General features: G+C 58.7%; 18 protein-coding genes and 2 pseudogenes. 14 read left to right on the top strand and 6 right to left on the bottom strand.

Annotated features, from left to right (window positions below; genetic code table 11):
- Window positions 1-46: 46 nt before the first annotated feature.
- Both AACY36_RS07135 and AACY36_RS07130 read right to left on the bottom strand, forming a co-directional pair.
- Entirely contained in the window at window positions 47-1,327 is a 1,281-nt protein-coding gene (locus AACY36_RS07135; protein ID WP_339439183.1) for an alkane 1-monooxygenase, read from the bottom strand.
- 294 nt (window positions 1,328-1,621) lie between these two features.
- Window positions 1,622-2,620 carry an alpha/beta fold hydrolase gene (locus AACY36_RS07130; RefSeq protein ID WP_339415900.1) on the bottom strand — a complete coding sequence of 333 codons (999 nt, stop codon included), beginning with the start codon at window positions 2,618-2,620 and terminating at the stop codon, window positions 1,622-1,624.
- 266 nt (window positions 2,621-2,886) lie between these two features.
- Between AACY36_RS07130 and AACY36_RS07125 the strand changes: the two genes are divergently transcribed.
- The 3 genes from AACY36_RS07125 to AACY36_RS07115 are packed head-to-tail and all read left to right on the top strand — an operon-like array spanning window position 2,887 to window position 6,161.
- Window positions 2,887-4,425 (top strand): flavin-containing monooxygenase, encoded by a 1,539-nt coding sequence (locus AACY36_RS07125; RefSeq protein WP_339415899.1) that lies wholly within the window; start codon window positions 2,887-2,889, stop codon window positions 4,423-4,425.
- Window positions 4,422-5,312 carry an SDR family NAD(P)-dependent oxidoreductase gene (locus AACY36_RS07120; RefSeq protein WP_339415897.1) on the top strand — a complete coding sequence of 297 codons (891 nt, stop codon included), beginning with the start codon at window positions 4,422-4,424 and terminating at the stop codon, window positions 5,310-5,312. The genes AACY36_RS07125 and AACY36_RS07120 overlap by 4 nt, the downstream gene beginning before the upstream one ends.
- A gap of 15 nt (window positions 5,313-5,327) precedes the next feature.
- Window positions 5,328-6,161 (top strand): metal-dependent hydrolase, encoded by an 834-nt coding sequence (locus tag AACY36_RS07115; RefSeq protein ID WP_339415895.1) that lies wholly within the window; start codon window positions 5,328-5,330, stop codon window positions 6,159-6,161.
- Here AACY36_RS07115 and AACY36_RS07110 read toward each other — a convergent pair.
- Window positions 6,158-8,233, bottom strand: a complete 2,076-nt coding sequence (locus AACY36_RS07110; RefSeq protein ID WP_339415893.1) for an EAL domain-containing protein — start codon at window positions 8,231-8,233, stop codon at window positions 6,158-6,160. The genes AACY36_RS07115 and AACY36_RS07110 overlap by 4 nt on opposite strands.
- Before the next feature lie 309 nt (window positions 8,234-8,542).
- On the opposite strand from AACY36_RS07110, the gene AACY36_RS07105 reads away from it, so the two are divergent.
- Both AACY36_RS07105 and AACY36_RS07100 read left to right on the top strand, forming a co-directional pair.
- Window positions 8,543-8,809 (top strand): hypothetical protein, encoded by a 267-nt coding sequence (locus tag AACY36_RS07105; protein WP_339415892.1) that lies wholly within the window; start codon window positions 8,543-8,545, stop codon window positions 8,807-8,809.
- A 13-nt stretch (window positions 8,810-8,822) separates the two neighbouring features.
- On the top strand, window positions 8,823-9,152 hold the full coding sequence (locus AACY36_RS07100; protein ID WP_339415890.1) for a DUF6388 family protein: 330 nt from the start codon (window positions 8,823-8,825) through the stop codon (window positions 9,150-9,152).
- A gap of 4 nt (window positions 9,153-9,156) precedes the next feature.
- Here the strand turns inward: AACY36_RS07100 and AACY36_RS07095 are convergent, their stop codons facing one another.
- Window positions 9,157-9,897, bottom strand: coding sequence for a serine/threonine-protein kinase (locus AACY36_RS07095; protein ID WP_339415889.1), 741 nt, complete (start codon window positions 9,895-9,897; stop codon window positions 9,157-9,159).
- Between the two features lie 10 nt (window positions 9,898-9,907).
- Here AACY36_RS07095 and AACY36_RS07090 point away from each other — a divergent pair.
- The 6 genes and pseudogenes from AACY36_RS07090 to AACY36_RS07065 form a co-directional block, all read left to right on the top strand.
- A pseudogene (locus tag AACY36_RS07090) lies at window positions 9,908-10,329 on the top strand (Tn3 family transposase); the annotation flags it as partial.
- Window positions 10,330-10,514: 185 nt separating this feature from the next.
- Window positions 10,515-13,124 carry a type VI secretion system Vgr family protein gene (locus tag AACY36_RS07085; protein ID WP_339415888.1) on the top strand — a complete coding sequence of 870 codons (2,610 nt, stop codon included), beginning with the start codon at window positions 10,515-10,517 and terminating at the stop codon, window positions 13,122-13,124.
- An 82-nt stretch (window positions 13,125-13,206) separates the two neighbouring features.
- Window positions 13,207-15,228 carry a T6SS effector phospholipase Tle3 domain-containing protein gene (locus AACY36_RS07080; RefSeq protein WP_339496847.1) on the top strand — a complete coding sequence of 674 codons (2,022 nt, stop codon included), beginning with the start codon at window positions 13,207-13,209 and terminating at the stop codon, window positions 15,226-15,228.
- Window positions 15,225-16,883 carry a type VI lipase adapter Tla3 domain-containing protein gene (locus AACY36_RS07075; protein ID WP_339496846.1) on the top strand — a complete coding sequence of 553 codons (1,659 nt, stop codon included), beginning with the start codon at window positions 15,225-15,227 and terminating at the stop codon, window positions 16,881-16,883. The genes AACY36_RS07080 and AACY36_RS07075 overlap by 4 nt, the downstream gene beginning before the upstream one ends.
- Window positions 16,884-17,040: 157 nt before the next feature.
- Entirely contained in the window at window positions 17,041-17,373 is a 333-nt protein-coding gene (locus tag AACY36_RS07070) for a hypothetical protein (protein ID WP_339415887.1), read from the top strand.
- A gap of 64 nt (window positions 17,374-17,437) precedes the next feature.
- Window positions 17,438-17,707: a PAAR domain-containing protein gene (locus AACY36_RS07065; protein ID WP_339415886.1), complete on the top strand. Its 270-nt coding sequence runs from the start codon at window positions 17,438-17,440 to the stop codon at window positions 17,705-17,707.
- Window positions 17,708-18,031: 324 nt separating this feature from the next.
- On the opposite strand, the pseudogene AACY36_RS07060 reads toward AACY36_RS07065, so the two are convergent.
- Window positions 18,032-18,895 (bottom strand): annotated as a pseudogene (locus tag AACY36_RS07060) (type VI secretion system ImpA family N-terminal domain-containing protein); the annotation flags it as partial.
- 475 nt (window positions 18,896-19,370) lie between these two features.
- Between AACY36_RS07060 and AACY36_RS07055 the strand changes: the two are divergent.
- Complete coding sequence (locus AACY36_RS07055) at window positions 19,371-19,886, top strand: Hcp family type VI secretion system effector (RefSeq protein WP_339415885.1); 516 nt, start codon at window positions 19,371-19,373, stop codon at window positions 19,884-19,886.
- Between the two features lie 52 nt (window positions 19,887-19,938).
- Here AACY36_RS07055 and AACY36_RS07050 read toward each other — a convergent pair whose 3' ends face one another.
- On the bottom strand, window positions 19,939-20,760 hold the full coding sequence (locus AACY36_RS07050) for an aldo/keto reductase (protein WP_339415884.1): 822 nt from the start codon (window positions 20,758-20,760) through the stop codon (window positions 19,939-19,941).
- A 106-nt stretch (window positions 20,761-20,866) separates the two neighbouring features.
- Between AACY36_RS07050 and AACY36_RS07045 the strand changes: the two genes are divergently transcribed.
- Entirely contained in the window at window positions 20,867-21,361 is a 495-nt protein-coding gene (locus AACY36_RS07045) for a DUF1543 domain-containing protein (protein WP_339415883.1), read from the top strand.
- Window positions 21,362-21,510: 149 nt separating this feature from the next.
- Entirely contained in the window at window positions 21,511-21,792 is a 282-nt protein-coding gene (locus AACY36_RS07040; protein ID WP_339415882.1) for a peptidylprolyl isomerase, read from the top strand.
- Window positions 21,793-21,886 lie beyond the last annotated feature (94 nt).

Genomic DNA, 21,886 nt, shown 5'->3' with positions numbered 1-21,886 from the left:
GCGCGATGCACAGATCCCGAGCGCGCAACACACGTTTTAATTCACATCAGAACGGCTTGGCACTGCCACTGTACTTCTCCAGATACTTCAAGCGTTGTGACGGTTGAAGATTGGTCAGGGTGATATCCCCGGCGTAATGATTCAGCACTCGATGATCCATGCGACGTCGCCACAAGTAAGGCACATAGGCCCAGACAATCATGCTCGCATAGCCGTAGGGAAGTTGCGGCGACTCATCAAAGTGGCGCAACGACTGATAACTACGGGTTGGGTTGGCATGGTGATCGGAGTGCCGCTGCAATTGGAACAGAAAGATATTGGTGACAATACGGTTACTGTTCCATGAATGCCGTGGTGAGCAACGCTCATAACGACCATTGGACAACTTCTGGCGTTTAAGCCCGTAATGCTCGACGTAGTTCACCACTTCCAGCAGCGAGAAGCCGTAGATGCCCTGAATGATCAGGAACGGGATCACTGCCGCCCCCAACCAGGCGATCATCGCGCCCCACAACACCACACTGTACATCCACGCGCTGAGTACCCCGTTCTGCCAGTGCCAGGCCGGCAAGCCGAGCTTGCGCAGGCGTTCGCGCTCCAGGTTCCACGCCGAACGGGCACTGAGCCATACCGAGCGCGGCAGGAAGGCCCAGAAGCTCTCCCCGAGGCGCGAACTGGCTGGATCTTCCGGGGTAGCCACACGTACGTGATGGCCACGGTTGTGTTCGGTGTAGAAGTGCCCGTAAAAGGTCGGGGCCAGGGTGACCTTGGCCAGGAACACTTCCAGCGCGTTGGGCTTGTGCCCCAGCTCGTGGGCCGTGTTGATTGCGATGCCGGTAGCGGCACCTGTCGACATGGCCATGCCCAGGTAAGTAAACCAGCTCGCTTCGCCATGCAGTTGAGTGCGCGCAGTGATGTAGCTGGCGGCGTGGGACAGCCAGTTGGACGGTTCCAGGTTCGCCGCAGCCTGCAACAAACCACCCCGGATGATCCAGTCGATACCGCCGGCGGCCAGCCAACCGGTGATCACCACCGATGAGATGACGAACAGCACGCCGGTGTAGACGATCCAGCGGTAATAGCTTTGGGATTCGAGGTGGCTCACGGCGGATTCGGGCGGGTTGCTCACATCCTCACCGAGCAAGCCGTCGATCAGCGGGATCAGGCCGAAGATCACCAGCACGCCGACCCACCAGAGTTGCTGGATACCGGTGCAGATGGCCAGTGCACCGGAGAGCAATGGCGTGGCCAGGGGCGTGATGCCCAGCCACCACAGGTGACGCTTGCCGTCGGTCCATACGCTTGGGGCTGCCAGAGTCTGATTCATGGCAACCTCCGTGGCAGGGAGGCAGAAAACAGGTTCAGGGAGCGCTGAATGCTCCGGGAAATCAACCATGCGATAAAAGGCGTTTTTTTCATTTTTATTCGCTCTTAGGCATTTCAAAAATCATTTCAAAACAAAAATTGAAATATTTTTTTAAATAAATAGCGCGGAATCGATAGGTCGTCAACTACTTTTTCGAGGCCTTTTCCGCGTGACTGGGCAGTCTGTTTTTCTGCCGTTTGGTCAGGTCTCTAGGGCAAGCATCTCGGACCGTCCACCGCGCAGTGGAGGCCACGATTATTTGTTCGCCAAGGCAAATGGCGGATGCAGGATCACCGCGGTTTCCGGCGGCCGGGCACGCTTGGCCAATTGCAGTACCGCCTCGGCCACCCGCGCCGTGGCGGTGATCGGCAACATATGGCCGCGCCCTTCCACCACCTGCAGCTTCAGGCCGGGGACCCTGTCAGCCAGGGCCTGCCCGTGTTTGCGAAAGTCCAGGACCTTGTCACGCGCGCCATAGATCAGGCTGATCGGCAGCGTCAGTTGCGGGTAGCGCTTGACCATGTCCGGCAGGCAATCGTTGACCAGCGCGATCTCGCTGGACGCCGCATAGAAGTTGTCGGGCCGCATGCCCAGCAGCCCGCCGCCCCGGGTAGCAAAATCCTCTGGGGCAGTGTCCGGAGCGAACACGCCCTTGACCACCGAGCGGCGCGTGAGCAGGCCCATTGGCACGGTCAGGGTGTATGACACCCAACGCCGAAGCAGGGCCGGTCGTATCGCCAGTGACCAGAACACCAAGGGCAATGTGGGTTGCGGATGGGTCAGTGGTGCCACCAATACCAGGCCGGACACCGCATGCGGGTGGTCCAGGGCCAGCGCCAGTGAGATCGCGCCGCCGAGGGAATGGCCCAGCACCAGCGGTTTGGCCAGGCCTAGCGTGTCGATAAAGGCTGCCACTTGCCGCGCCTGGGCCGGCAAGTCCGCGGCGGTGCCTTTATGGCGCGTGGAATAGCCCGACCCCGGACGGTCAAGCGTGATCACTCGAAAGTGCTCGCACAACTGGCCGGACAAGGCGTAGGTGAGGTTGCGACTGCTGCCCATCAGCCCGTGAATCATCAACAGCGGTGGGCCCTTGCCCTCCTCGTAATAGTGAAAGCGCTCGCCATTCACGTCCACAAAACGCCCGTTGCTCGGAACGGCAGCTTCGATACGCCGCGTGATCCAGACACTGAACCCCCACAAAGCAGCGCTTACGCCCATAAACACAGCCGCAGCAATAACCCATTCAACAGCCATAGCTCGGTCCTCTGCATCCCTGTTGCTGGCGACCCGACCGGAATTGATCAAGGCCTCAGCTATCGTCCACACCCTGGACCTAACGTCGTGCCTGTCCGTCGGACAAATCGCACATGAGGAACCGGGGACTAGCGTAGGCGATATTTTCAGGTAGATTATTTAAAATCTTTTTTAAAATAAGTAATTCAATTTTTCTTTGCAATGGTGTTCTATCTAAAAGACAAAACAAGAAAGGGAGCACACCCGATGCCCACGAAGGACTGCTTATGAATGCCCAGAGTGATTCAATCGACATTGCCATCATCGGCTCAGGCTTTGCCGGCCTGTGCATGGCGATCAAGCTCAAGGAGGCCGGGTTCACCGACTTCTTTATCGCCGAGCAGGCCGACACGCTCGGGGGTACCTGGCGGGACAACCACTACCCGGGTTGCGCCTGCGATGTGCAGTCGCATGTGTACTCGTTTTCCTTTGCTCCCAACCCGGACTGGACGCGGCAGTTCGCGCCGCAGGCAGAGATCCGCGCTTACCTGGAACAATGCGCCACGCGCTTTGGGCTGGCGCCCTACCTGCGCTTCGGCATGGGCCTCAAACGCGCGGTGTTCGACGACCAACAGCAACGCTGGCAGTTGAGCTTCAGCGATGGCCGTCAGGTCAGTGCGCGGGTACTGGTATCGGGCATGGGGGGCTTGTCGCGCCCGGCGCTGCCGGAAATTCCCGGGCTCGACAGCTTCAAGGGCAAGCGCTTTCACTCCCAACAATGGGATCACGACTACGCCTTGAAGGGTAAGCGGGTGGCAGTGATCGGCACCGGCGCCAGTGTCATTCAGTTCGTGCCACAGATCGCGCCGCAGGTGGCTCACCTGGACCTGTTCCAGCGCACCCCGCCGTGGATCATGCCCAAGCCCGACCGCGCGGTTTCGCCCTTCGAACGCTGGCTGTTCAAGCACCTGCCCTTCACTCAGCGCCTGGTGCGCGGCGCCTTCTACTGGGCGCTGGAAGGCCGCGTAATCGGCTTCGCCCTGCACCCACGGCTGATGAAGATGGTGCAGAAAATCGCCCTGCGCCACCTGCATAAACAAGTGGCTCGCCCTTCGCTGCGCAAAACGCTGACCCCGGACTACACCATCGGCTGCAAGCGCGTGTTGATTTCCAATGACTACTACCCAGCGTTGTCGCGCAGCAATGTCGATGTGGTCACCGAACACGTGGTACGCATTGAAGCTGACGGTGTGATCACCGCCGACGGCATCAAGCACCCGGCCGATTGCCTGATTTTCGGCACCGGCTTCCAAGCCACCGATCCCCTGCCCCGCGATTGCATCATCGGGCGCGGTGGCGTGGACCTGATGGACACCTGGCAAGACGGCGCCCACGCCTACAAGGGCACCACCGTGCCGGGCTATCCCAACCTGTTCCTGATCGTCGGGCCCAACACCGGCCTGGGGCATAACTCGATGATCCTGATGATCGAAGCCCAGGTCACCTACATCCTCGACGCACTCCAGCACATGCAGCGGCATCGCATCGCCACTGTCGACGTCAAACCCAGTGTCGAAAGCGCCTACAACCAACAGCTGCAAGACAAGCTCAAGCGCACCATCTGGAACACCGGCGGTTGCCAAAGCTGGTACCTCGACCCGCGCACGGGCAAGAACACCACCCTATGGCCCGGCTCGACCTGGCGCTTCAAGCAGGTCACCCGGCAGTTTGCGCTCAAGGACTATGTGGCCGACCTGCTACCGGTCAACGCGCCCAGCCGTCCAGTGCCGGCGCCCCACTCCACCGCAGAAGGCAGCCTGTCATGAAGTCATTCAACGGTCGCGTAGCGACCATTACCGGCGCGGCATCCGGCATGGGTCGCGCCCTCGCCCTGGCCCTGGCTCGGGAAGGTTGCCACTTGGCGCTGGCGGACAAAAACAGCCAGGGCTTGGAACAGACCGAGGCGTTGATCAAGACCTCGACCTTGGCCCCCGTGTTGATCTCCACCCAGGTGCTGGATGTTTCCGACCGCCAGGCCATGCTGGATTGGGCCGCGCGCTGCGTTGCCGAACACGGCCAGGTCAACCTGGTGTTCAACAATGCCGGGGTGGCCCTGTCGAGCACGGTGGAAGGTGTGGACTACGCCGACCTGGAATGGATTGTCGGCATCAACTTCTGGGGTGTAGTCCACGGCACCAAGGCGTTCCTGCCGTATCTGAAAGCCTCGGGTGACGGCCACATAGTCAACACGTCCAGCGTATTCGGCCTGTTTGCCCAACCCGGCATGAGTGGCTACAACGCTACCAAGTTCGCCGTGCGCGGCTTTACCGAATCCCTGCGCCAAGAGCTGGATATGCAGCGCTGCGGCGTCTCTGCCACCTGCGTACACCCGGGAGGCATTCGTACCGATATCTGTCGCAGCAGCCGTATCGACGCGAACATGACGGGTTTCCTGATCCACAGCGAACAGCAGGCCCGCGCCGACTTCGAGAAGCTGTTCATCACTGACGCAGACCAAGCCGCCAAAGTGATCCTGCAAGGCGTGCGCAAAAACAAGCGTCGTGTGCTGATCGGCCGCGACGCGTATTTCCTCGACCTGCTCGCCCGGTGCCTGCCGGCGGCCTATCAAGCCTTGGTGGTACTCGCCAGCAAGCGCATGGCCCCAAAAGCCCGCACGCCGGTGTTTGAAACCAACGACGAGCCCCGCCTCTGAACAGGAGTATGCACTATGTTGCCGATCCGCCGTGACATCCATTTTGACCTGCCCGCCGAGCGCATCAAGGACTGGCATGAACAGGGTCCGTTCATCACGCATTTTTTCAACGCCTTGTCGCTGTTGTTCCCCCAGGGCGAGCTGTTTTTCATGGACAGCGTGCGCCACTACCGCCAGCACATTGATGATCCTGAACTGAAGAAAGAGGTCCAGGGATTTATCGGCCAGGAGGCCATGCACAGCCGTGAGCACGTGGCCTACAACAACCTGCTGCAAGATGCAGGATTGCCGGCACACACCCTGGACCGACGGCTTAAATTCATCCTCGATCTGCAGAAAAAACATCTGCCGCCGTCCTTCAACCTCGCGGTGACCATTGCGCTTGAACACTACACCGCGATGCTGGCGGAAATACTCCTGAGCGACCCGACACGTTTCGGCCATTCACTCAAAGGCTACCAGCAGATGTGGTACTGGCACGCTCTGGAGGAAACCGAACACAAGGCCGTGGCCTTCGATGTGTGGAACCGCGTGATCAAGCCCGGCCCCAAGCGTTACCTGCTACGCACCGGGACCATGCTGACCACCACGTTGCTCTTCTGGCTGGTGGTATTCGATTTCCACCTGCGGCTGCTGATTGCCGACCGCAAATCGGGGGGGCACCTGAAAGGCTTCTGGCGCATGCTGAAGTTTCTGTATGGGCCCAAGGGGGTTTTCCCACGGATGCTGGTGCCGTGGTTGCATTACTTCAAACCCGGTTTTCACCCCTGGGACCATGACAACCGGGCACGTCTGGCTGGGATAGACGGCCTGGTCGAGGAAATCGAGCAGACCCAGCGCGGTTATTAGCCCTTGGCTAACGCGGCACGCGCTCGCACAAAGCCTTCCAACTGATCGCCCGGCAGCGCCTTGCTGAAATACCAGCCTTGGATAATCAATTCGGCGCCGGTGTTCAGGAAGGCCAACTGCTCGGCATTCTCTACCCCTTCCACCACCACACCCAGGTTCAGGGCCTCACAAAAACGCAACAGGCCGGTCATGACCTGAGCGCCCTTGGGATCATGCTGGGCCACCACGAAACTGCGGTCGATCTTGATGAAGTCCACCGGAAACTGGTGCAGATAACTCAAGGCCGAAAACCCGGTGCCGAAGTCATCGATGTAAACCTTGGCGCCGATGGCTTGCAGCTTCTGGATGGTCCGGCGCGTGGCCTGGATATCACTGACCAGCGCGTCCTCGGTGATTTCCACCGATACCTGCCCGTGGGCCTGGGCCAGAATCTCCACAAGGCGCTCGCCATAGGCAGCGTCGGTCAGGGTCGCGCTGGAAATATTGATGGTCATCGGCAAGGCAAAGCCAAGTTTTTGCCACTTCTGGTATTGGCGAACCGCCTGGGATGCCACCCACACATCCACGTCCGGCATCAACCGCGCCTGGGCCAGCCATTGCAGGAACTCCCACGGCGAATGCACCGTGCCCTGGGCGTCACGGGCACGCATCAGCGCCTCACAGCCGGTGCAAAGGCCGGTGCGAATCGAGACCTGCGGCTGAAATTCGAGGTAGAACTCGTAGTCGCTGATCTGCTGGATGCGGCTCAGCTCAGTGGCCTGGCGCGCCAAGGTCTTGTGCGAAGCGAGCACCGGGTCCAGCTCGCGCAACCGGCCCTTTTCCTCAAGGCCGCGGAAGGTCATGTCCAGGGACTTGAGGTATACCGTGCCGCCCTCAGTGGCCTGGCGATGAATCGCCTGCACATAAGGCGCATACACCAGCGTGCCCAGGGCCAGCAGCGCCAGTTGCAGCGCCACCGCCGCCAGGTCGCCGTGGGTACTGAGATAGGCATTGAGCAGCACAGGCGCAGTGAACGGTACGCTGACCACTGCTGGCGACACCCACCCCATCTGCACCACGGTTAACGCCACCGTGGCGTTCAACGCAGGTACGATCAGAAACGGTAAGAACAAGCGCGGGTTGAGAATGATCGGTAAACCGAACAGCAGCACTTCACTGACGTTGAACAGTGAGAGCGGCAAACTCGCCACCGCCAACAGGCGCATGGACTGGCTCTTGGAGAACAGCAGGATCGCCAGCAACAGGCACAATGCACCGCCCGAACCACCGATAAACGCAAAGCTGCCCAACAGGCCGCTGTTCAACACATACTTGATCGGCTCGCCCGCTGCCGACGCCGTGCTATTGAGCACTACGGCCTGGTCCAGCACATCGAACAAAGGTTGCATGGCGTACACACCGTGGATCCCGAAAAACCACAGCAGCGAATTCATCAATGTCACAAACAGGCCGCTGCCGTAGGGCGATTCCAACGCATTGAGTACCTGCGGCCCTTGGAGTTGGGCCATATAGGGCACCTGCAACAATAAGGACAGCACTGCCACCAACGCCAAGGCAGTGATGGCCCCCGGCACCACCATGTTGATCGTGCCCCGCAGGTTGTGCCCCACCAGGTCTTCGTTGACCAGCCGGCTCCAGCGGTAACGGTGCAGCCAGGCAATGGCCGGCACGTTCAACAGCGGCGAGGCAATCGCGATAAACAGTACGAAGGTGGCCGAGGCGCGCGGGTAGTCCCTCAGGACAAACGTCGCCACCACCACATGAGCCAGGCACAGGAATGCCACCGGCAGTTGCGGCAGGCGATGCTGGATCGCCAGCATGTAGCCAATGGAAGCGGCCACCAGCAGTGGAATGACGGAGCTGATCTGATTGTGGAGGCCGGCGAGGAACGCCACCACCGGCGGGTCGAAGCCAAGCACGCGGGCACATTCAGACAGGATCAGAAAGGTCGCCGACACCAGCAGGCACGGCAGGATCCACAACAACCCTTCGCGGATCGCTCGCAGCGACTCAGTGCTGGCCAAGGCGGCCAGGCGTTGGGTGAAGAAAAGCTTGAACAGCGTTTGCGCCATAACCCATCCCTCTGCCCATCGCCCACTGTCCCTGGAAGGCAGCGCCGGAAACACGGGCTAACGCTACACGTGCTGGCACAGTGAGCGAAAGCTTTTTGCCATTCATCCGGGTGTTTTTTCAACAATGGATGACAGGAAATTCGCTGAAGTTTTCCAAATAATTGACTTTTCTGAGCTGGGCCAATCGCGGAGTCTGCTTCAATACTGACTGTCTGTGTGTTTATGTGCGCAGGCTCGCGGCGCCGGGGACTCAACTGATCAAGGAAGGTTGTTTGCGAAGGCAGCAGGCACCAGGGAGATAAGCTGGCTATGCAAAGTAAGCTGCCAATGAAGGGGCACCCGCTGTTTTTCAACGTGCTGCTGTGGGTGTTCGGCGTTGCGCTGCTGTTGACCAGCAGGGGCGTTATTGAACGAGCGACCGGGTCCCCGAGCGATAGCTCTGTGGACTTGGCCCTCGTGCTGAGCGCCTATCTGTTATTGTTTTTACTCAACCCTATACGCGCCTGGACCTACCGCCGGCTGCGCAAACGCGCGCGTCGCCTCTGTGCATCCCACCGACCGGAATCCGGCCCTTGATTGGAGCAAGCCTTTGTCACCACCTGGCGATAACCACCAGCTAGCACTGGACAGGTTCCTCAACGAACACCCCGATGTGGCCTCCGAACTCAATAGCCTGAACCCGCTGGCCGCCCAGGCCAAGGGCGAAACCCTGGCGCAGTACCGCGCCGAGCGGCTGCATGAAGCCTTCGAAGCGGAAGCCGAACGCCAAGGCCTGTTTGCCTGGGAATTGACCCTCAAACTGACCTCCGAGTCCGCCGAAGCCTTCGAAGCCCAGCGCCTTGAGGTGCACAGGGAAGTGGCGCAGATGGCGGGCCTGGGCTGGAGCGAGTACTGCCAGTTGCATGACCTCCCCGGTTGACGCACTAGCTCAGGAACCAGCAACGACGCCAGCCCGCCAACGCGTCGCGCAACTCGGCGACGCCTACCGTTCGCTGCTCGGGGTCCATCGCCAATGCTGAACACAACGGAGGCCAGCAGTGCCTGGGCAGTTGCCTGGGCCGACGCAGTCGCTGATTCTGCTGGCGCTCGCCGGGGCGCCGGCCTTCGGCCAGTTCATAGAGCACGCAGGCAGCCCCGTACAAATCGGCACTGGCCGACGGTAACCCTCCCGCTATCAGCTCTGGCGCCGCATACGCCGGCGTCCAGGCATTCAGGCGACTGCGGCTTAAGCTCGGTAACCCAGCTTTTGCCTGCGTCTCGGCATGGCCCAGGCCAAAATCGAACAAGCGTACCCCTTGCTCCCCCACCATGATATTCGCCGGTTTCACGTCCCCATGCAGGACGCCTTGCCGATGGGTATAGGCCAGTGCATCCAGCAATTGCAGGGCCATGGGTTGCAGCTCCTGCCATGCCAGCCCCTGCGGACACTCCGGGAGCATGCGATCCAGGGTCAGGCCCGGCATCACTTCCATCGTGAAAAATGCCAGTTGGTGCGTGGTGTCTACCTCGAATGAAAACGCGCGTACCACATGGTCATGGCACAGACTTCGGGTCAGGGCGAATTCGCTGTACAGCAACACATGAGCGTCGGCAGAGGCAGAAAGGGTCTCGCCCAACAGCTTCAGCGCCACACGGCAGTCGGGCTCGCCGAACGCCTCATGCATCAGGTCCCGGGCCCTCAGGGACCTGGGCCGGATCGAGCGCACGCTCTTTATCTTGCACTGACTGCAAAGTGTCGAGCTGCGTCGACGCGTGCATACAGGCTTGAACAAGGGCGAGGCGCGCAATGCTCTGGCCAGGGCGGTGTTCTTCAACCGACTTGGTGAAATTAGGGATAGGAGCATCGAGCAACAACGCTACCGGGCCAGCGGCCTCAACCTGGTGACCGCCGCTATCGTGTGTGGAACGCGGTCTACTTGGAACGGGCCACCCAAGGACTGGCTGACGCCGGAAAGCCGGTGAATACCGACCTGTATCAGTATCTGTCGCCGTTGGGCTGGGAGCACGTCAACCTGACCGGCGATTACGTCTGGCGGCAGAGCCGCAAGCTGGAAGACGGGAAATTCAGGCCGCTACGACAGGTCGGAAAACCTTAACGTACGATTTTTCAGAATACTGTAGGCTCCCATAATTTAGTGCTTTCAGAGTATTCCTACTCGAATGAGGCTGCCATCCGACACGCCACTTTCCTCCCTCTATGCTCAAATTCCTGCCTTTAGGCGAACCTGCATCCCCATCAAGTAGATGAACGTCCGCCGCCCTCCGCAATATAGAGGCCAGCATGTTCATCGATCCAGCATCACTTCTTTCCTCTCAAAAACATCGTTTGATCAAACTCTCTGTTCACGCCGAATCCGATCACGAACTGTTGCTGGACAGTTTCAGTGGCCATGAAGCGATATCCCAACCGTTCAGCTTTGACTTAGCGTTGCTTAGCCGCGATCCGCTGCTTGAGCTCAAGACCGTGATCGGCCAACCCACGCTGCTTGAAGTCGAATTGGCCAATGGCGCTCACCGCTGCATTCACGGTCACATCACGGGCTTCAACCACCTGAAAAATGACGGTGGCTTGAGCTATTACTCGGCAACGATGAGCCCATGGTTTTGGTATCTGAGCCAGCGGGTAGATTCCCGTATTTTCCAAGACCTCACCGTGGTCGACGTGTTGCACAAAGTTTTCAGCCATTACGGCGCATTGGCCACGTTCCGATTCGATCTTGCGCAGGACGAGCCCCTCAGAACCCACAGTTGCATCACGCAGTTCAATGAAACAGACGAACACTTTGCACGGCGCCTACTTGAGCAAGAAGGCTTGCTGTTCTACTTCGAGCACACCGCGCAAAGCCACACGCTGGTGGTGCGAAATGATTCCGACAGGCTCGCGCCGTTGGAGCAGCAACCGGTCATTCAATACCATCAGAACTCGATTCCGGCCACTGCCGACACCATCAGCGAATGGACTGCCCAACGCCAGCAGCAATCCGACGCCATCAGTGTTCCCTCGTTCGATTACAAGCAGGCAGAGCCGTGGGAACACATCGATACAGGCTTGCTGAAGTCTGCCAGCGACTCCGTACGATTTGAGCAGTACGAATTTTTAGGTCAATACAACGCGGGTAGCCGTGCTGACACTGTCAATCGTGTCGGCTGGCGCCGTGATGCCGTGCATGCGCTAGGCAAAACCTTTCGCGGCGTCAGCAATTGCCGAGCCATGGTGCCCGGTTACACCTTCACGCTGACGCAGCATCCCCGACATGATCCCTCACAGGCGAATAGCCGCAACAATCAGCGCGAGCCAGGGGCCACGGTTAATGAGTTTCTGCTGCTGAGCGTGCAGCATCAGGGACACAACAATTACCTCAACGAATCTGAGGCGGACTACAGCAACACCTTCACCAGCATCCGTCGCCATATTCCTTATCGCCCTCAATGCTTGACGCCATGCCCAGTGGTTGCCGGGCCTCTGACCGCCATCGTGGTCGGCGATAAGAACTTGGGGGAAGTGCATACCGATGAGTGGGCGCGAGTGAAGGTGCGCTTTCATTGGCAACGCCAACAGCCCGATGAGCGCGACAGCGCCAAGCTACATGCGCAAGACACCGCGTGGCTGCGGGTATCCCAGCCCAGCGCCGGGGAAGGCTTTGGTCATCAGTTCATGCCGCGTATCGGGCAGGAAGTGGTGGTGAGCTTTATTGCCGGGGACGTTAACCAGCCTTTGATCACCGGCACGGTTTACAACAGCCGTCACCACTCGCCACGCTTCAGCGATGGGGCAGGGTTGAAGCAGTTGCCGAACAACAATGCCTTGAGCGGAATCAAGACAAAAGAGCACCAAGGCGGTGGCTACAACGAGTTGCTGTTCGATGACACCGCAGGTGAACTGCGCACCCGACTCGCCAGCCGACATCAGGACAGCGCGTTGAACCTGGGCAAACTGACGACGCCGCGCAACGAAGGCAAGGCCCAACCGCTGGGCAACGGTGCAGAACTGCGTACCAATGCCGCAATAGCCTTACGCGCCGCCCAAGGCTTGCTGCTGACCACCTACGCCAAGCATCAGGCGCAAGACCCGCAGTTGAGCCGTGAAGCCCTGCTGGAATTACTCAGCCAATGTGCCGACCTGTTTAAGTCTTTGGGTGAAACCGCCACCGCACAAGGCGCCCAGGCACTCGATCACGCCGGTATCGAAGCGCTGCGCCAAACCCTGAGTCAGTGGCCCGCTGCCGACAGTTCAGCCAGCGGTGAACCGCTGATCGCGATCACCAGTGAGGCTGGCATCGTCAGTGCCACCCCTGCATCCCAAGCCCATTACGCCGGGGGCAATCACGACACGACCGCCCAGGATCATCTGCAAATGACCAGCGGCGCGGCCATGCGCCTGCACGCGGGCCAAGGTATTTCCGCGTTTGCCCAGGACGCTGGCATCAGCGCCATCGCCAATCGCGGCAAAGTACTTGTGCAGGCTCAAAACGACGACATCGCCCTCAATGCACAAAAGAACCTGCACGCCTCGGCGGCTGAAGGTGAAATCGTCCTGACGGCGCCGACCATTCGTTTGGTCGCTGATGACGGCAGCTACATCAAGATTGGCGGCGGCATCGAGATTGGTACGTCGGGCAGCGCCATCGTACACGCGGCAGACCATGACTGGGTGGGTCCCAAGACCGACCGCGTACCGATGCCAGCGTTTGGCCGTACTGGGGCAGATCAGCGTCACGTTTTGCACTTTGAGGGTGACGCAAAGGCTGCTGCGTTATCGCAGGCTTACAACGTCACGTTGGAGGATGGCAGCGTGGTGCGAGGGATCACTGGAGGTGACGGGGGTACGGAACAGATTCAGCGGGAAGCCATGCAGTTGGCGAATGTGAATGCGTTGAGGCCGTTGCTCTAGTCCACCGGACAACGTGGCCTGAAATGGCCTCAGCGCACGCAATGCGCGTGGCGCATGAAAAAACAGCCAAAGGAACTAAGGCATGAGCGAACCTAACTACACTGTTATCGCGGAACAACGCAGTCGGCTTGTCCCTAATCGACCGGGTGATCGTCTGGTCGCTATCCCACGTGACATGCCCGGCATCGTGATTTTCTTGCATGGCGTTAACGATCCTGGCGCCTCGTATGAGTCGGTGGAAACCGGGTTGCTTCAAGGCTTGAACGAGCGGCTGCACCGCCCGGATTTATACGCGGGAAGTTATGGCGCTGACTTTGCGGCGGCAAAGGCGATTCCGGTAGAGCGCCTGTCTGCACGAAACAAAGACAGGCTCGACGACCCGGACACCTACCTCTACAAACGCAGCACCAACAAAACCACCCGCAGTTGTTTCATCCCGTTCTACTGGGGCTATCGCGCCGCGCCCGACGAAATCAAACGCGACAAAAACGGCGACCCGACCAAACTGCGCACCCAGTACCAGGACAACTTCGACAACCGTCTGGACCGGCACTTCGCCAAGGGCGGTGGGTTCTTCGCCAACGCCACCAACAATCTGTTGGAAATGTTTGGCGAGGGATTCAACAAAATCACCCGGCACGCCGCTAATCTTTCTCTGCCCAATCCACTGTTCATGGGCGCCAACCCGAAGCGCCGCTATTTCGTCCTGGCCGCCCATCGCTTGGCCATGCTGATCAGCGAAGCGCGCCGCCTGGCCCCCGATGAAACCATCACCATCATGGGCCACAGCCAGGGCACGCTGATCACCCTGCTCGCGCAGGCATTACTGGTGGATCGCGGCCAGCGCTGCGCCGACTGCGCGATCATGGTTGCCTCGCCGTATTCACTCTTACCGAATAAAACCCCGGAAGGCTCCGACACCCTCGGCACCCTGCTTGATATCGTGCAGGCCGTTACCGACACGCCTCACCCAGCACCGCCCCTCACGGCGATGCAATACGTGCAACCCGGTTATGGCGGTCGCACCGGCCCGAACTGGTCGCCCGGACAAGGCCAGCGCCTGGGGCCGGACGACCGCACGGTGGTGTTTCCCGAGCGTGACAATCGCGGCAAGGTGTACCTGTATTTCAGCCATGACGACTCGACCGTGGGCCTGAGCGATGTGAGCGGTATTGGCACCTTCGGGGTGCCGCCGCACTTGCCCGATGGCCAGCCTGCCATGGCCGCCATGCCTTCGGGCTTCTATCAGCGGTTGTGGAGCATGCGGCACCGCAATGAACAGCCGATCTACGTGGGTGCAGCGCCAGCCCTGGTGCCGTTGCGGGTTTGGGGTGAGCGCTACGCGGCGGAATATGATCCCCTCAAAGCGATATTGCAGGCCTCCGTCGGCATCGACGAAACCCGCTATATCAACGGCGAAGCGTTGGTGCCGCCGCATGCGCCGCAGATGTTCGGCGGCGAAGCCATCACGGGTAACCCGACCAGTCCAGGTATCGACGCACCGGACGCGGTGTCGCAGAACAATGCGCTGGGCAATAAAAACGCCACGTTCAAATGGGTTGAAGTGCGCAAAAGCCCACAGCGGGTGGACCTTGATCAGGCGTTGATTGCCTGGAATCAGGATAAACACCCGGATGACCAGACCCGTGTGCTGCGCCAGGGGATGTCGGGCAACCCGATGCTCAGCCCGGTCGGTCATTTTTTAATAGAACGCGAAGAAACCCCCAACGAAATCCGCGCCCGTCTGGCGGTAGATCCCGAGGAATGGGACAACAACAGCTATCACTCGGCAGTGTTGCGCAGCCCGGAAAACCATCGGTGGGTGACGGCGATGGATGTGGCGGTGGGGCAGGGTAAATGTTTGGACGATCCGCAGATTCGGGAGGTGTTGATTGCGATGGGGGATTGGCGGACGGATGAAAAAACATTCGAAAACGAAATTACACAAATGCCCGGATGGCCAAAGTTAAGTGCTGAGGCGCAGGCATTGGTTACCGCCAACTACAAGTATTACGACAAAGGAACATTCCCCTCCCCTGAACTGGTGCCAATGACGCCCCCGCCCATGGTCAGAAGACCCGGCAATCCAGGAGGTCAATCATGAGCAGCCGACCGCGTTTAACGGTTTTCCTCTGGATCGGGTTCGTACTGGTTCTCGGGTGGCTGACGTTCGTGACCCACGAAGTGATGAAATATATAGAGATTGAAGAGATGACGATGAGATCCGTTGGGCTGCCCACTCTCGCTGGGCTTGCTCCCATTTTTGGTGTGGTGGCGTTGCTGTATGGCGTGGTGTGGGGTGGCAAGGCCGTGATGCAGTGGGCCAATGGCGGCGCTGCTGTTGTTGCGCAACCCGTGCCATTGACCGCGGAGCAGATTGCCGAACGTGAACGGACTTATGCGTTGGAGATCAGGGCGGCGGGCTTGGCGGTGGATGAAAACCAGCAATCCGGTATTTGGCGCCTGATTCAAAAGAAAAACGACAACTTCAGTTCAATCCATTCACAGAACGCTCAGGATTATCCTTATAGTGCGGGCACCCGACGTGATGATGCCGCGATCAATACCCGCGCCGCTTTCCGCCATTCCGCCCGCGATGCCGTGGCCTACTGGCCCTTGCCGACCTTTGCGCTTGGTCCTCTCAAACGCCTCAATAGTACTGGCTCTGCGAGCAATATTTGGAGTGGCCGAAATGCCGCCACGCTCGGCGTGACGCTGTTTCTCTGGCAAGACGCAGACAACACTACTCACGCCCAACCCATGATCGAAAAGCTGTTTCAGTTTTTTGATGACAACCCAGAAGTACCAGAGGCATTGATCGTTAGCGAAGATGGCGATACGACGCGCAACGGTCTTCGGGTTACCGGAACACCAGGGATGCAGGATGGCTATGCGGTGCCCAAAGTCTATGAAGCCATGACCGGGCTGTTGGTCTCACGCTCAGACAGGGTCGATCAATACCTGCGTCCATTCGCCACCAACGAGGAAGAGGACAACCAGAACAAGCGCACCGACATGGGCAAGTTATGGGCGTTTTACTGGAAGCACACCTATGCATTTGATGATGTCTATGAAGCAGAAAAACGTGCCGAAGGTTTCAAAGCCCCCAATGGCCCCGGCACCATGTCCAGCACCTACTGGCACGCCCAACTCCCCGAACTCTGGCAAACCCTCAGCAATCGCGGCCCCGGCCGTTTCGAACCCACGCCCTGGCTACCCGTGCGCTGGGCCGAACATCAGGTCAAGGAATTCGACGCCGCGCCCATGCTCGGTTACCTGCACCGCCCGATAAAAGTGGCGATGACCGACGAAAACGGCAAACCCCTCAAGCCCGCCCTCCAGGTCAAAGCCCTGCAAGGCGCCTGGCTCCAAGCCCTGAACACCCTGCCCGAAGGCGCCGCCCCGGTGCGGGTGTTCTACGACAGCACCGACAACATCGAAGGCCTGATCGCCCTCAACAACGCGTTGCACGGCCTGAACACCGACGGCACCGGCATCGAACTAGGCAACGTCGAAGAAGGCTACGACCTGGGCCGTCGCCTGGGCAATACCGGCGTCAGTAGCGCACTGGTCGCCATCAACCTCGCCAGCATGGCCAGCTACCTCGACGGCGGCACCAGCGCAGTGGTCTACAACGGCAGCGACGGCAGCACCACCGTACAAATGGTCCGCCCACCCGACGACGCCACCAAAGCAAAAAACGCGAAAACACGCTGGGCCGACCCCTTCCTCTTTGGCGCGCCGGGAGTGACGCAATGAAACGGCCTATCTGGGAGGACAGCATGCTTTCTGGCTTTGATACCGCTTGCCCGTGTTTTCAAGTACGAGCCGCAACAGCTACAGATAAGTGCCAGCCTCTGCATGACCTGCGAGAGCAAATCGGGCGTGCCAATTCAATAATACGTAAGGAGCGAACATGAGCTCTGATCAAAAATCAACTACCGGCGAGCGTGCTTTTCTGATTCTTGTAGGTATCGGCATATGGCTACCTATTATCGGTGTTGCTCTTTTATATATGACAAATGATCGCTCGCTGAACGGTGCATTGGCCTTTGCTTATTTCGTTATCCTTTTAGCGAAAGTGGAATTGGGTGGCATCCTGCTTTTACTCATCTACGCCGCGTGGTTTAAGCCCTGGAGGCTTACCGGTACGGTGCGTGATACATTCTATATCCACGTATTTGCCGCGAGTCTCGCCGTGCTTATTCCAGCGATATATTTCGTGCCTCTGGTGATTCGCGGTCACTGAGTTGAGTGCCTCTCTAGGTTCACATGTCGTTTCTTTTCAACTTCGACCCAGCCGGAGTCACGTAATGAAACAACCCGTTTGTTTAGGCGACGCCACCAGCAGTGGTGGTGAGGTCGTCGAGTGCCAGCTTGCAGGCACTCACCAGATCAACGGCAAAACCGTAGCCGTGCTCGGCGACAAAGTCACCTGCCCGTTGCATGTGGGTATCTACGCGTTCACGGAAGGCCATCCGCATCGACGCATGAACGGCCTAAGCATCGTCATGGATGGGCATCGGCTGGAATGCGGCTGTCATGGGGTAGCGAGCCACGCAGCCAACGTGCAGTTGGGTTGACTGCGAACTTAATACGTTTGGATTTGACCATCAACTTCGTTCCTGGGATTGAAGCAATATCATGTGCTTTCACCAAGGTGACCAGGTTTATCAATAGCTTAGGTTATTTTCCTACTTAAACAGATCCCGGTATGATCAATGACGCAGCAAGCGGAATAGGCCGTAGGGGTGTCCCCTGATCGGAGCGATGCAAAGATCAAGACAGTCCTACGAGCGCTAAGGGCAAAGCCAGCGTCTTGGAAAAAACACAAGTAAAATCAGGCCGCTACGGCAGGTTTATACTCTTAGCGTACGATTTTTTCCGAATTCTGTAGGCTCCGCGTGATAACCCTTGAGCTTGTCGGGGGCTGGCCCGCGCAAGGCGGTCACCCGCTCATTATCGGCATCCGGGTAGCTGGCGAGTGCCAGCCATGTCAATGTTCGATTCAGGCGCAGGGCGCGCAGGTCATTAGCGTTCTGGCGCAACCACCAGGCACAGAGGGAACGGGCTTGTTCCTGCAACGTACGCAGCAACTTGCTGGCGTCTTTTTCGTTGTCCACCACCGCTTCGGGTTTGAGCAATTGGCTGGTCGCCAGCTTGACCTGCGCAATGACGCCACTCAATCCCACCGCCGGGGTGTCGCCCTGCGCAGCCCGCTCCAATCGCTGGGCCAATTGCCTGCGTATCGGCAGCAGCAGCGGCGCTTCATCCCCCAAGTGCTTGGCCCACAGCTCATCGAGGCATATCAGGTGCTCAAGCACGGCACGGAATAGAGGCTGCTGGCTCTGCAGCGGCGGGCCCTGCATAAACAGGGGGTCAAGGCGCAACACCAACCATCCGAATGCCGCGCCGCGGGTGCGCGGTTTTTCAGGGTAGACCACCGACCAATGATGCTCGCAGAGATAACGCAGCAACCCGAGCCCGGCCAGTAAGCCTGGGAAGGATTCACGCTGGTGCAGCGCCCAGGTCAGCCAGACGGCCACCTTCAGATCCTTGGACTGCTGGCGTAACAGGATCTCGCTGGTTTCCAGGACCTTATGCCAATCGGGCTGACCGTTGCCATGAATCGACTGCACCTTGGCCAGCTCTGATTCCAAGACTTCATACTCACTTGAAAAGCGCATATCGCTGCCCGCAAAACGTGTTTGCGTACACGGCGACCGTGCAACTTCAAGCCAATAATCACACAGCTCGTCCGAATAAGACATTTGGCACCGCGCGCAACTAACCGAGAAAAAAAGGCCAACTAATCGCATTAAAACTGCTTATCAGAAAGCCATCTTTACCTTGCCGAAACCCCTGCAAAACTCCCAAACCTTAGCCACGCCTATAACATTCAGCAAGCGACGAAATTACACTTAATCCTTTTCCTACAAACATCCTAAATCGACGAATGCGCAACTTTTTGCGCAATCAAACAACCGTAGATGCTCGTCCTCTTCGAAAACTGTAAGTTTTACCAAGCGATCTACCTGAGCAACTAAATGCGCACCACTGCGCAATCAAATACCTTCCAAAGCAATCAAAAACCGCCTATCTCATAGAAACTCCATGCGCATATAACGCCGCCCCCTACTTTTATTGGGCAACGTACTTTCAGGCACGCTTTTTGTTAGAGGTATTTGCCCAGTCGGCACAATTATCGGTTGGGGCTACCTCATTAATCAGGCAAGGAAACCCGTCATGCCAACACCCGCGTATCTCTCCATCACCGGTGCCAAACAAGGTTTGATTACGGCAGGCACGTTTACCCAGGACTCGGTAGGTAACATTTATCAGGAAGGCCATGAGGACCAGATCCTGGTCCAGGCCTTTGCTCATCAGGTGATCATTCCCCGCGATCCGCAGTCGGGCCAGCCAACGGGACAGAGGGTCCACAAGCCTTTGATGATCAGCAAGGTCTTCGATAAGTCTTCACCATTGCTGTTCAGCGCATTGACCAGCGGCGAAGAGGTCAAGTGTCGGCTGGAGTGGTTGCGCACCTCGTCGGCCGGCACCCAGGAACACTACTTCACCATTGAGTTGGAAGGGGCGACCATCGTTGACATCCAGTCACGCATGCCCAATTGCCAGGACCCGGACAACGCCCATTTCACGCACCTGGAAGATGTGTACTTCACGTATCGCAAGATCGTGTGGACCCATGAAGTGTCCGGGACATCGGGGTCTGATGACTGGCGCAGCCCGGTTGCGGGCTAGATAGGATTGATACAGAAACGGCGCCAAGGAAGACGCCGTTCCTGCCAGTTGGCTACACCATCGCCAACGCATGCTTGCGCTTGGGCGCGCCAAACACGTGATCGATAGCGTCCAGGTCGTGCTCATCCAGTACCAGCTTGGCGGCGGCTGCGTTGAGTCGCACGTGCTCCGGGGTGACGGCCTTGGGTATCGCGATCACACCGTCCTGGCGCAACACCCAGGCCAGGGAAACCTGGGCGGGCGTCACCTCGTGGCGCCGCGCTATCTGCTTGAGGGTCGGGCTGGCCAACAACTCGCCACCCTGGGCGATCGGGCAGTACGCCATCAAGGGCAAGTGATGCTGTTGCCACCAGGGCAGCAGGTCGAATTCGATACCACGCTCCTCGATGTTGTAGAGCACTTGGTTGGTGGCGCAGGCTGGGGATGCGAGCTCCTGCAGGTCGGCCACGTCGAAATTGGAGACGCCCCAGCGGCCAATCTTGCCGGCCTCGCGCAAGCGCTCGAAGGCGTCGACGGTTTCTTCAAGAGGATATTGGCCACGCCAGTGCAACAGATATAGATCAATGTATTCCGTGCCCAGGCGCTGGAGGCTGGCTTCACAGGCACGGGGAGCGCCTTTGTGACTGGCGTTGTGCGGGTAGACCTTGCTCACCAGGAACACCTGGTCACGCCGACCGCGAATGGCTTCGCCGACGACTGTTTCAGCACCACCCTCGCCATACATTTCGGCAGTATCGATCAGGGTCATGCCCTCATCAATGCCCAGTTGCAACGCCGCGACTTCGGCGCGGTGCTGGTCGGGGTTTTCGCCCATGCGCCAGGTTCCCTGGCCGATGACAGGGACGGGAACGCCCGCCAGATCAATGGTACGCATGACAACCTCCTGATGAGTTCGCGGATTAACAGTGTGGCATTGACCGGACAAAAGGGTTCAATCGAAGTATGGTTAGCCTTTGCCAAGTCGCCAGGAAGAACCTGCAATGCTGTTTGTCGTCATGCTTGGGGGCAAGCACCCTCGCGCAAAGATTGAAGTGCACGATGTGGTATTCGCTGTGGCCGACACGCTGGAAGCGGCCTACCCGCAATTACGCGCCGACTGGTTCGGCAGCCCCAAGGGCGTGCATATCGATTCGTGGATGGCAGTGGACGGCGTCGACGGCTGGAAAGTCGAGATAAGCCACCTGGCACCGGCTGCCAGCGCGCATCACCTGTACTTCATCAACCTGGGTGGTTATGAAGCCAACAGCTTTGGCGAGGCTCACCACTACCTGCTGGTGGTCGCACGCAACAAGCAGGAAGCGATGAGCAAAGGCAAGCAACAGATGCTGCGTCACTGGTCCCAGGCCCATACTGACGCTGTGATGGATATAGACGACTGCCTCCCCATCGACCTGGTGGATGGCCGTTATCTGCACTTGGTGCAAGGCCCGCATCGGCCCATCATCCAGCAAAACGACTATATCGTCCTGCTTTGAACGCTTATGAGCGCTACGCCGAAGCAGCTGAACAATGGACAGATGCCTACCCAGGTTTAGCGCAGCACCCGAAACCCAGTGGAACTTTGCCAGGAAATAACCGCCTGAATCCGGTACGCTCACCCTTTTTACTCAAGGAGTTACTTCCCATGGCCAAAGCCACCGCCCGTCACATCCTCGTTTCCACTGAAGACAAGTGCAACGAACTCAAGGCCCAAATCGAAGGCGGCGCCGATTTCGCAGAAATCGCCAAAGCCAACTCCAGCTGCCCGTCCAGCCGCGACGGCGGCAACCTGGGGTCGTTCGGTCCAGGCCAGATGGTAAAAGAGTTCGACACTGTCGTATTCAGCGCCCCGGTCAACGCCGTGCAAGGCCCGGTGAAAACCCAGTTCGGCTACCACCTGCTGGAAGTCACCAGCCGCCAGGACTGATCCAGTCTGCGCTGACGCTATAAACAACGGCCCGCCTTTTGGTGGGCCGTTGTGCATGTGACGACTGGCGACGCTGATGCCGTTAGCGTACAAA

Origin of the sequence: Pseudomonas sp. EA_15y_Pfl1_P101 (assembly GCF_963970835.1) — a bacterium.
Lineage (GTDB): Bacteria > Pseudomonadota > Gammaproteobacteria > Pseudomonadales > Pseudomonadaceae > Aquipseudomonas > Aquipseudomonas tritici.
The sequence above is the reverse complement of the archived record's forward strand: the minus strand, read 5'-3'. Positions and strand labels throughout refer to the sequence as shown.

Bases quoted from the DNA above. Each gene is read 5' to 3' on its own strand.
- AACY36_RS07135 (WP_339439183.1), bottom strand. From the start codon at position 1,327: ATGAATCAGACTCTGGCAGCCCCAAGCGTATGGACCGACGGCAAGCGT.
- AACY36_RS07130 (WP_339415900.1), bottom strand. From the start codon at position 2,620: ATGGCTGTTGAATGGGTTATTGCTGCGGCTGTGTTTATGGGCGTAAGC.
- AACY36_RS07125 (WP_339415899.1), top strand. From the start codon at position 2,887: ATGAATGCCCAGAGTGATTCAATCGACATTGCCATCATCGGCTCAGGC.
- AACY36_RS07120 (WP_339415897.1), top strand. From the start codon at position 4,422: ATGAAGTCATTCAACGGTCGCGTAGCGACCATTACCGGCGCGGCATCC.
- AACY36_RS07115 (WP_339415895.1), top strand. From the start codon at position 5,328: ATGTTGCCGATCCGCCGTGACATCCATTTTGACCTGCCCGCCGAGCGC.
- AACY36_RS07110 (WP_339415893.1), bottom strand. From the start codon at position 8,233: ATGGCGCAAACGCTGTTCAAGCTTTTCTTCACCCAACGCCTGGCCGCC.
- AACY36_RS07105 (WP_339415892.1), top strand. From the start codon at position 8,543: ATGCAAAGTAAGCTGCCAATGAAGGGGCACCCGCTGTTTTTCAACGTG.
- AACY36_RS07095 (WP_339415889.1), bottom strand. From the start codon at position 9,897: ATGCATGAGGCGTTCGGCGAGCCCGACTGCCGTGTGGCGCTGAAGCTG.
- AACY36_RS07085 (WP_339415888.1), top strand. From the start codon at position 10,515: ATGTTCATCGATCCAGCATCACTTCTTTCCTCTCAAAAACATCGTTTG.
- AACY36_RS07080 (WP_339496847.1), top strand. From the start codon at position 13,207: ATGAGCGAACCTAACTACACTGTTATCGCGGAACAACGCAGTCGGCTT.
- AACY36_RS07075 (WP_339496846.1), top strand. From the start codon at position 15,225: ATGAGCAGCCGACCGCGTTTAACGGTTTTCCTCTGGATCGGGTTCGTA.
- AACY36_RS07070 (WP_339415887.1), top strand. From the start codon at position 17,041: ATGAGCTCTGATCAAAAATCAACTACCGGCGAGCGTGCTTTTCTGATT.
- AACY36_RS07065 (WP_339415886.1), top strand. From the start codon at position 17,438: ATGAAACAACCCGTTTGTTTAGGCGACGCCACCAGCAGTGGTGGTGAG.
- AACY36_RS07055 (WP_339415885.1), top strand. From the start codon at position 19,371: ATGCCAACACCCGCGTATCTCTCCATCACCGGTGCCAAACAAGGTTTG.
- AACY36_RS07050 (WP_339415884.1), bottom strand. From the start codon at position 20,760: ATGCGTACCATTGATCTGGCGGGCGTTCCCGTCCCTGTCATCGGCCAG.
- AACY36_RS07045 (WP_339415883.1), top strand. From the start codon at position 20,867: ATGCTGTTTGTCGTCATGCTTGGGGGCAAGCACCCTCGCGCAAAGATT.
- AACY36_RS07040 (WP_339415882.1), top strand. From the start codon at position 21,511: ATGGCCAAAGCCACCGCCCGTCACATCCTCGTTTCCACTGAAGACAAG.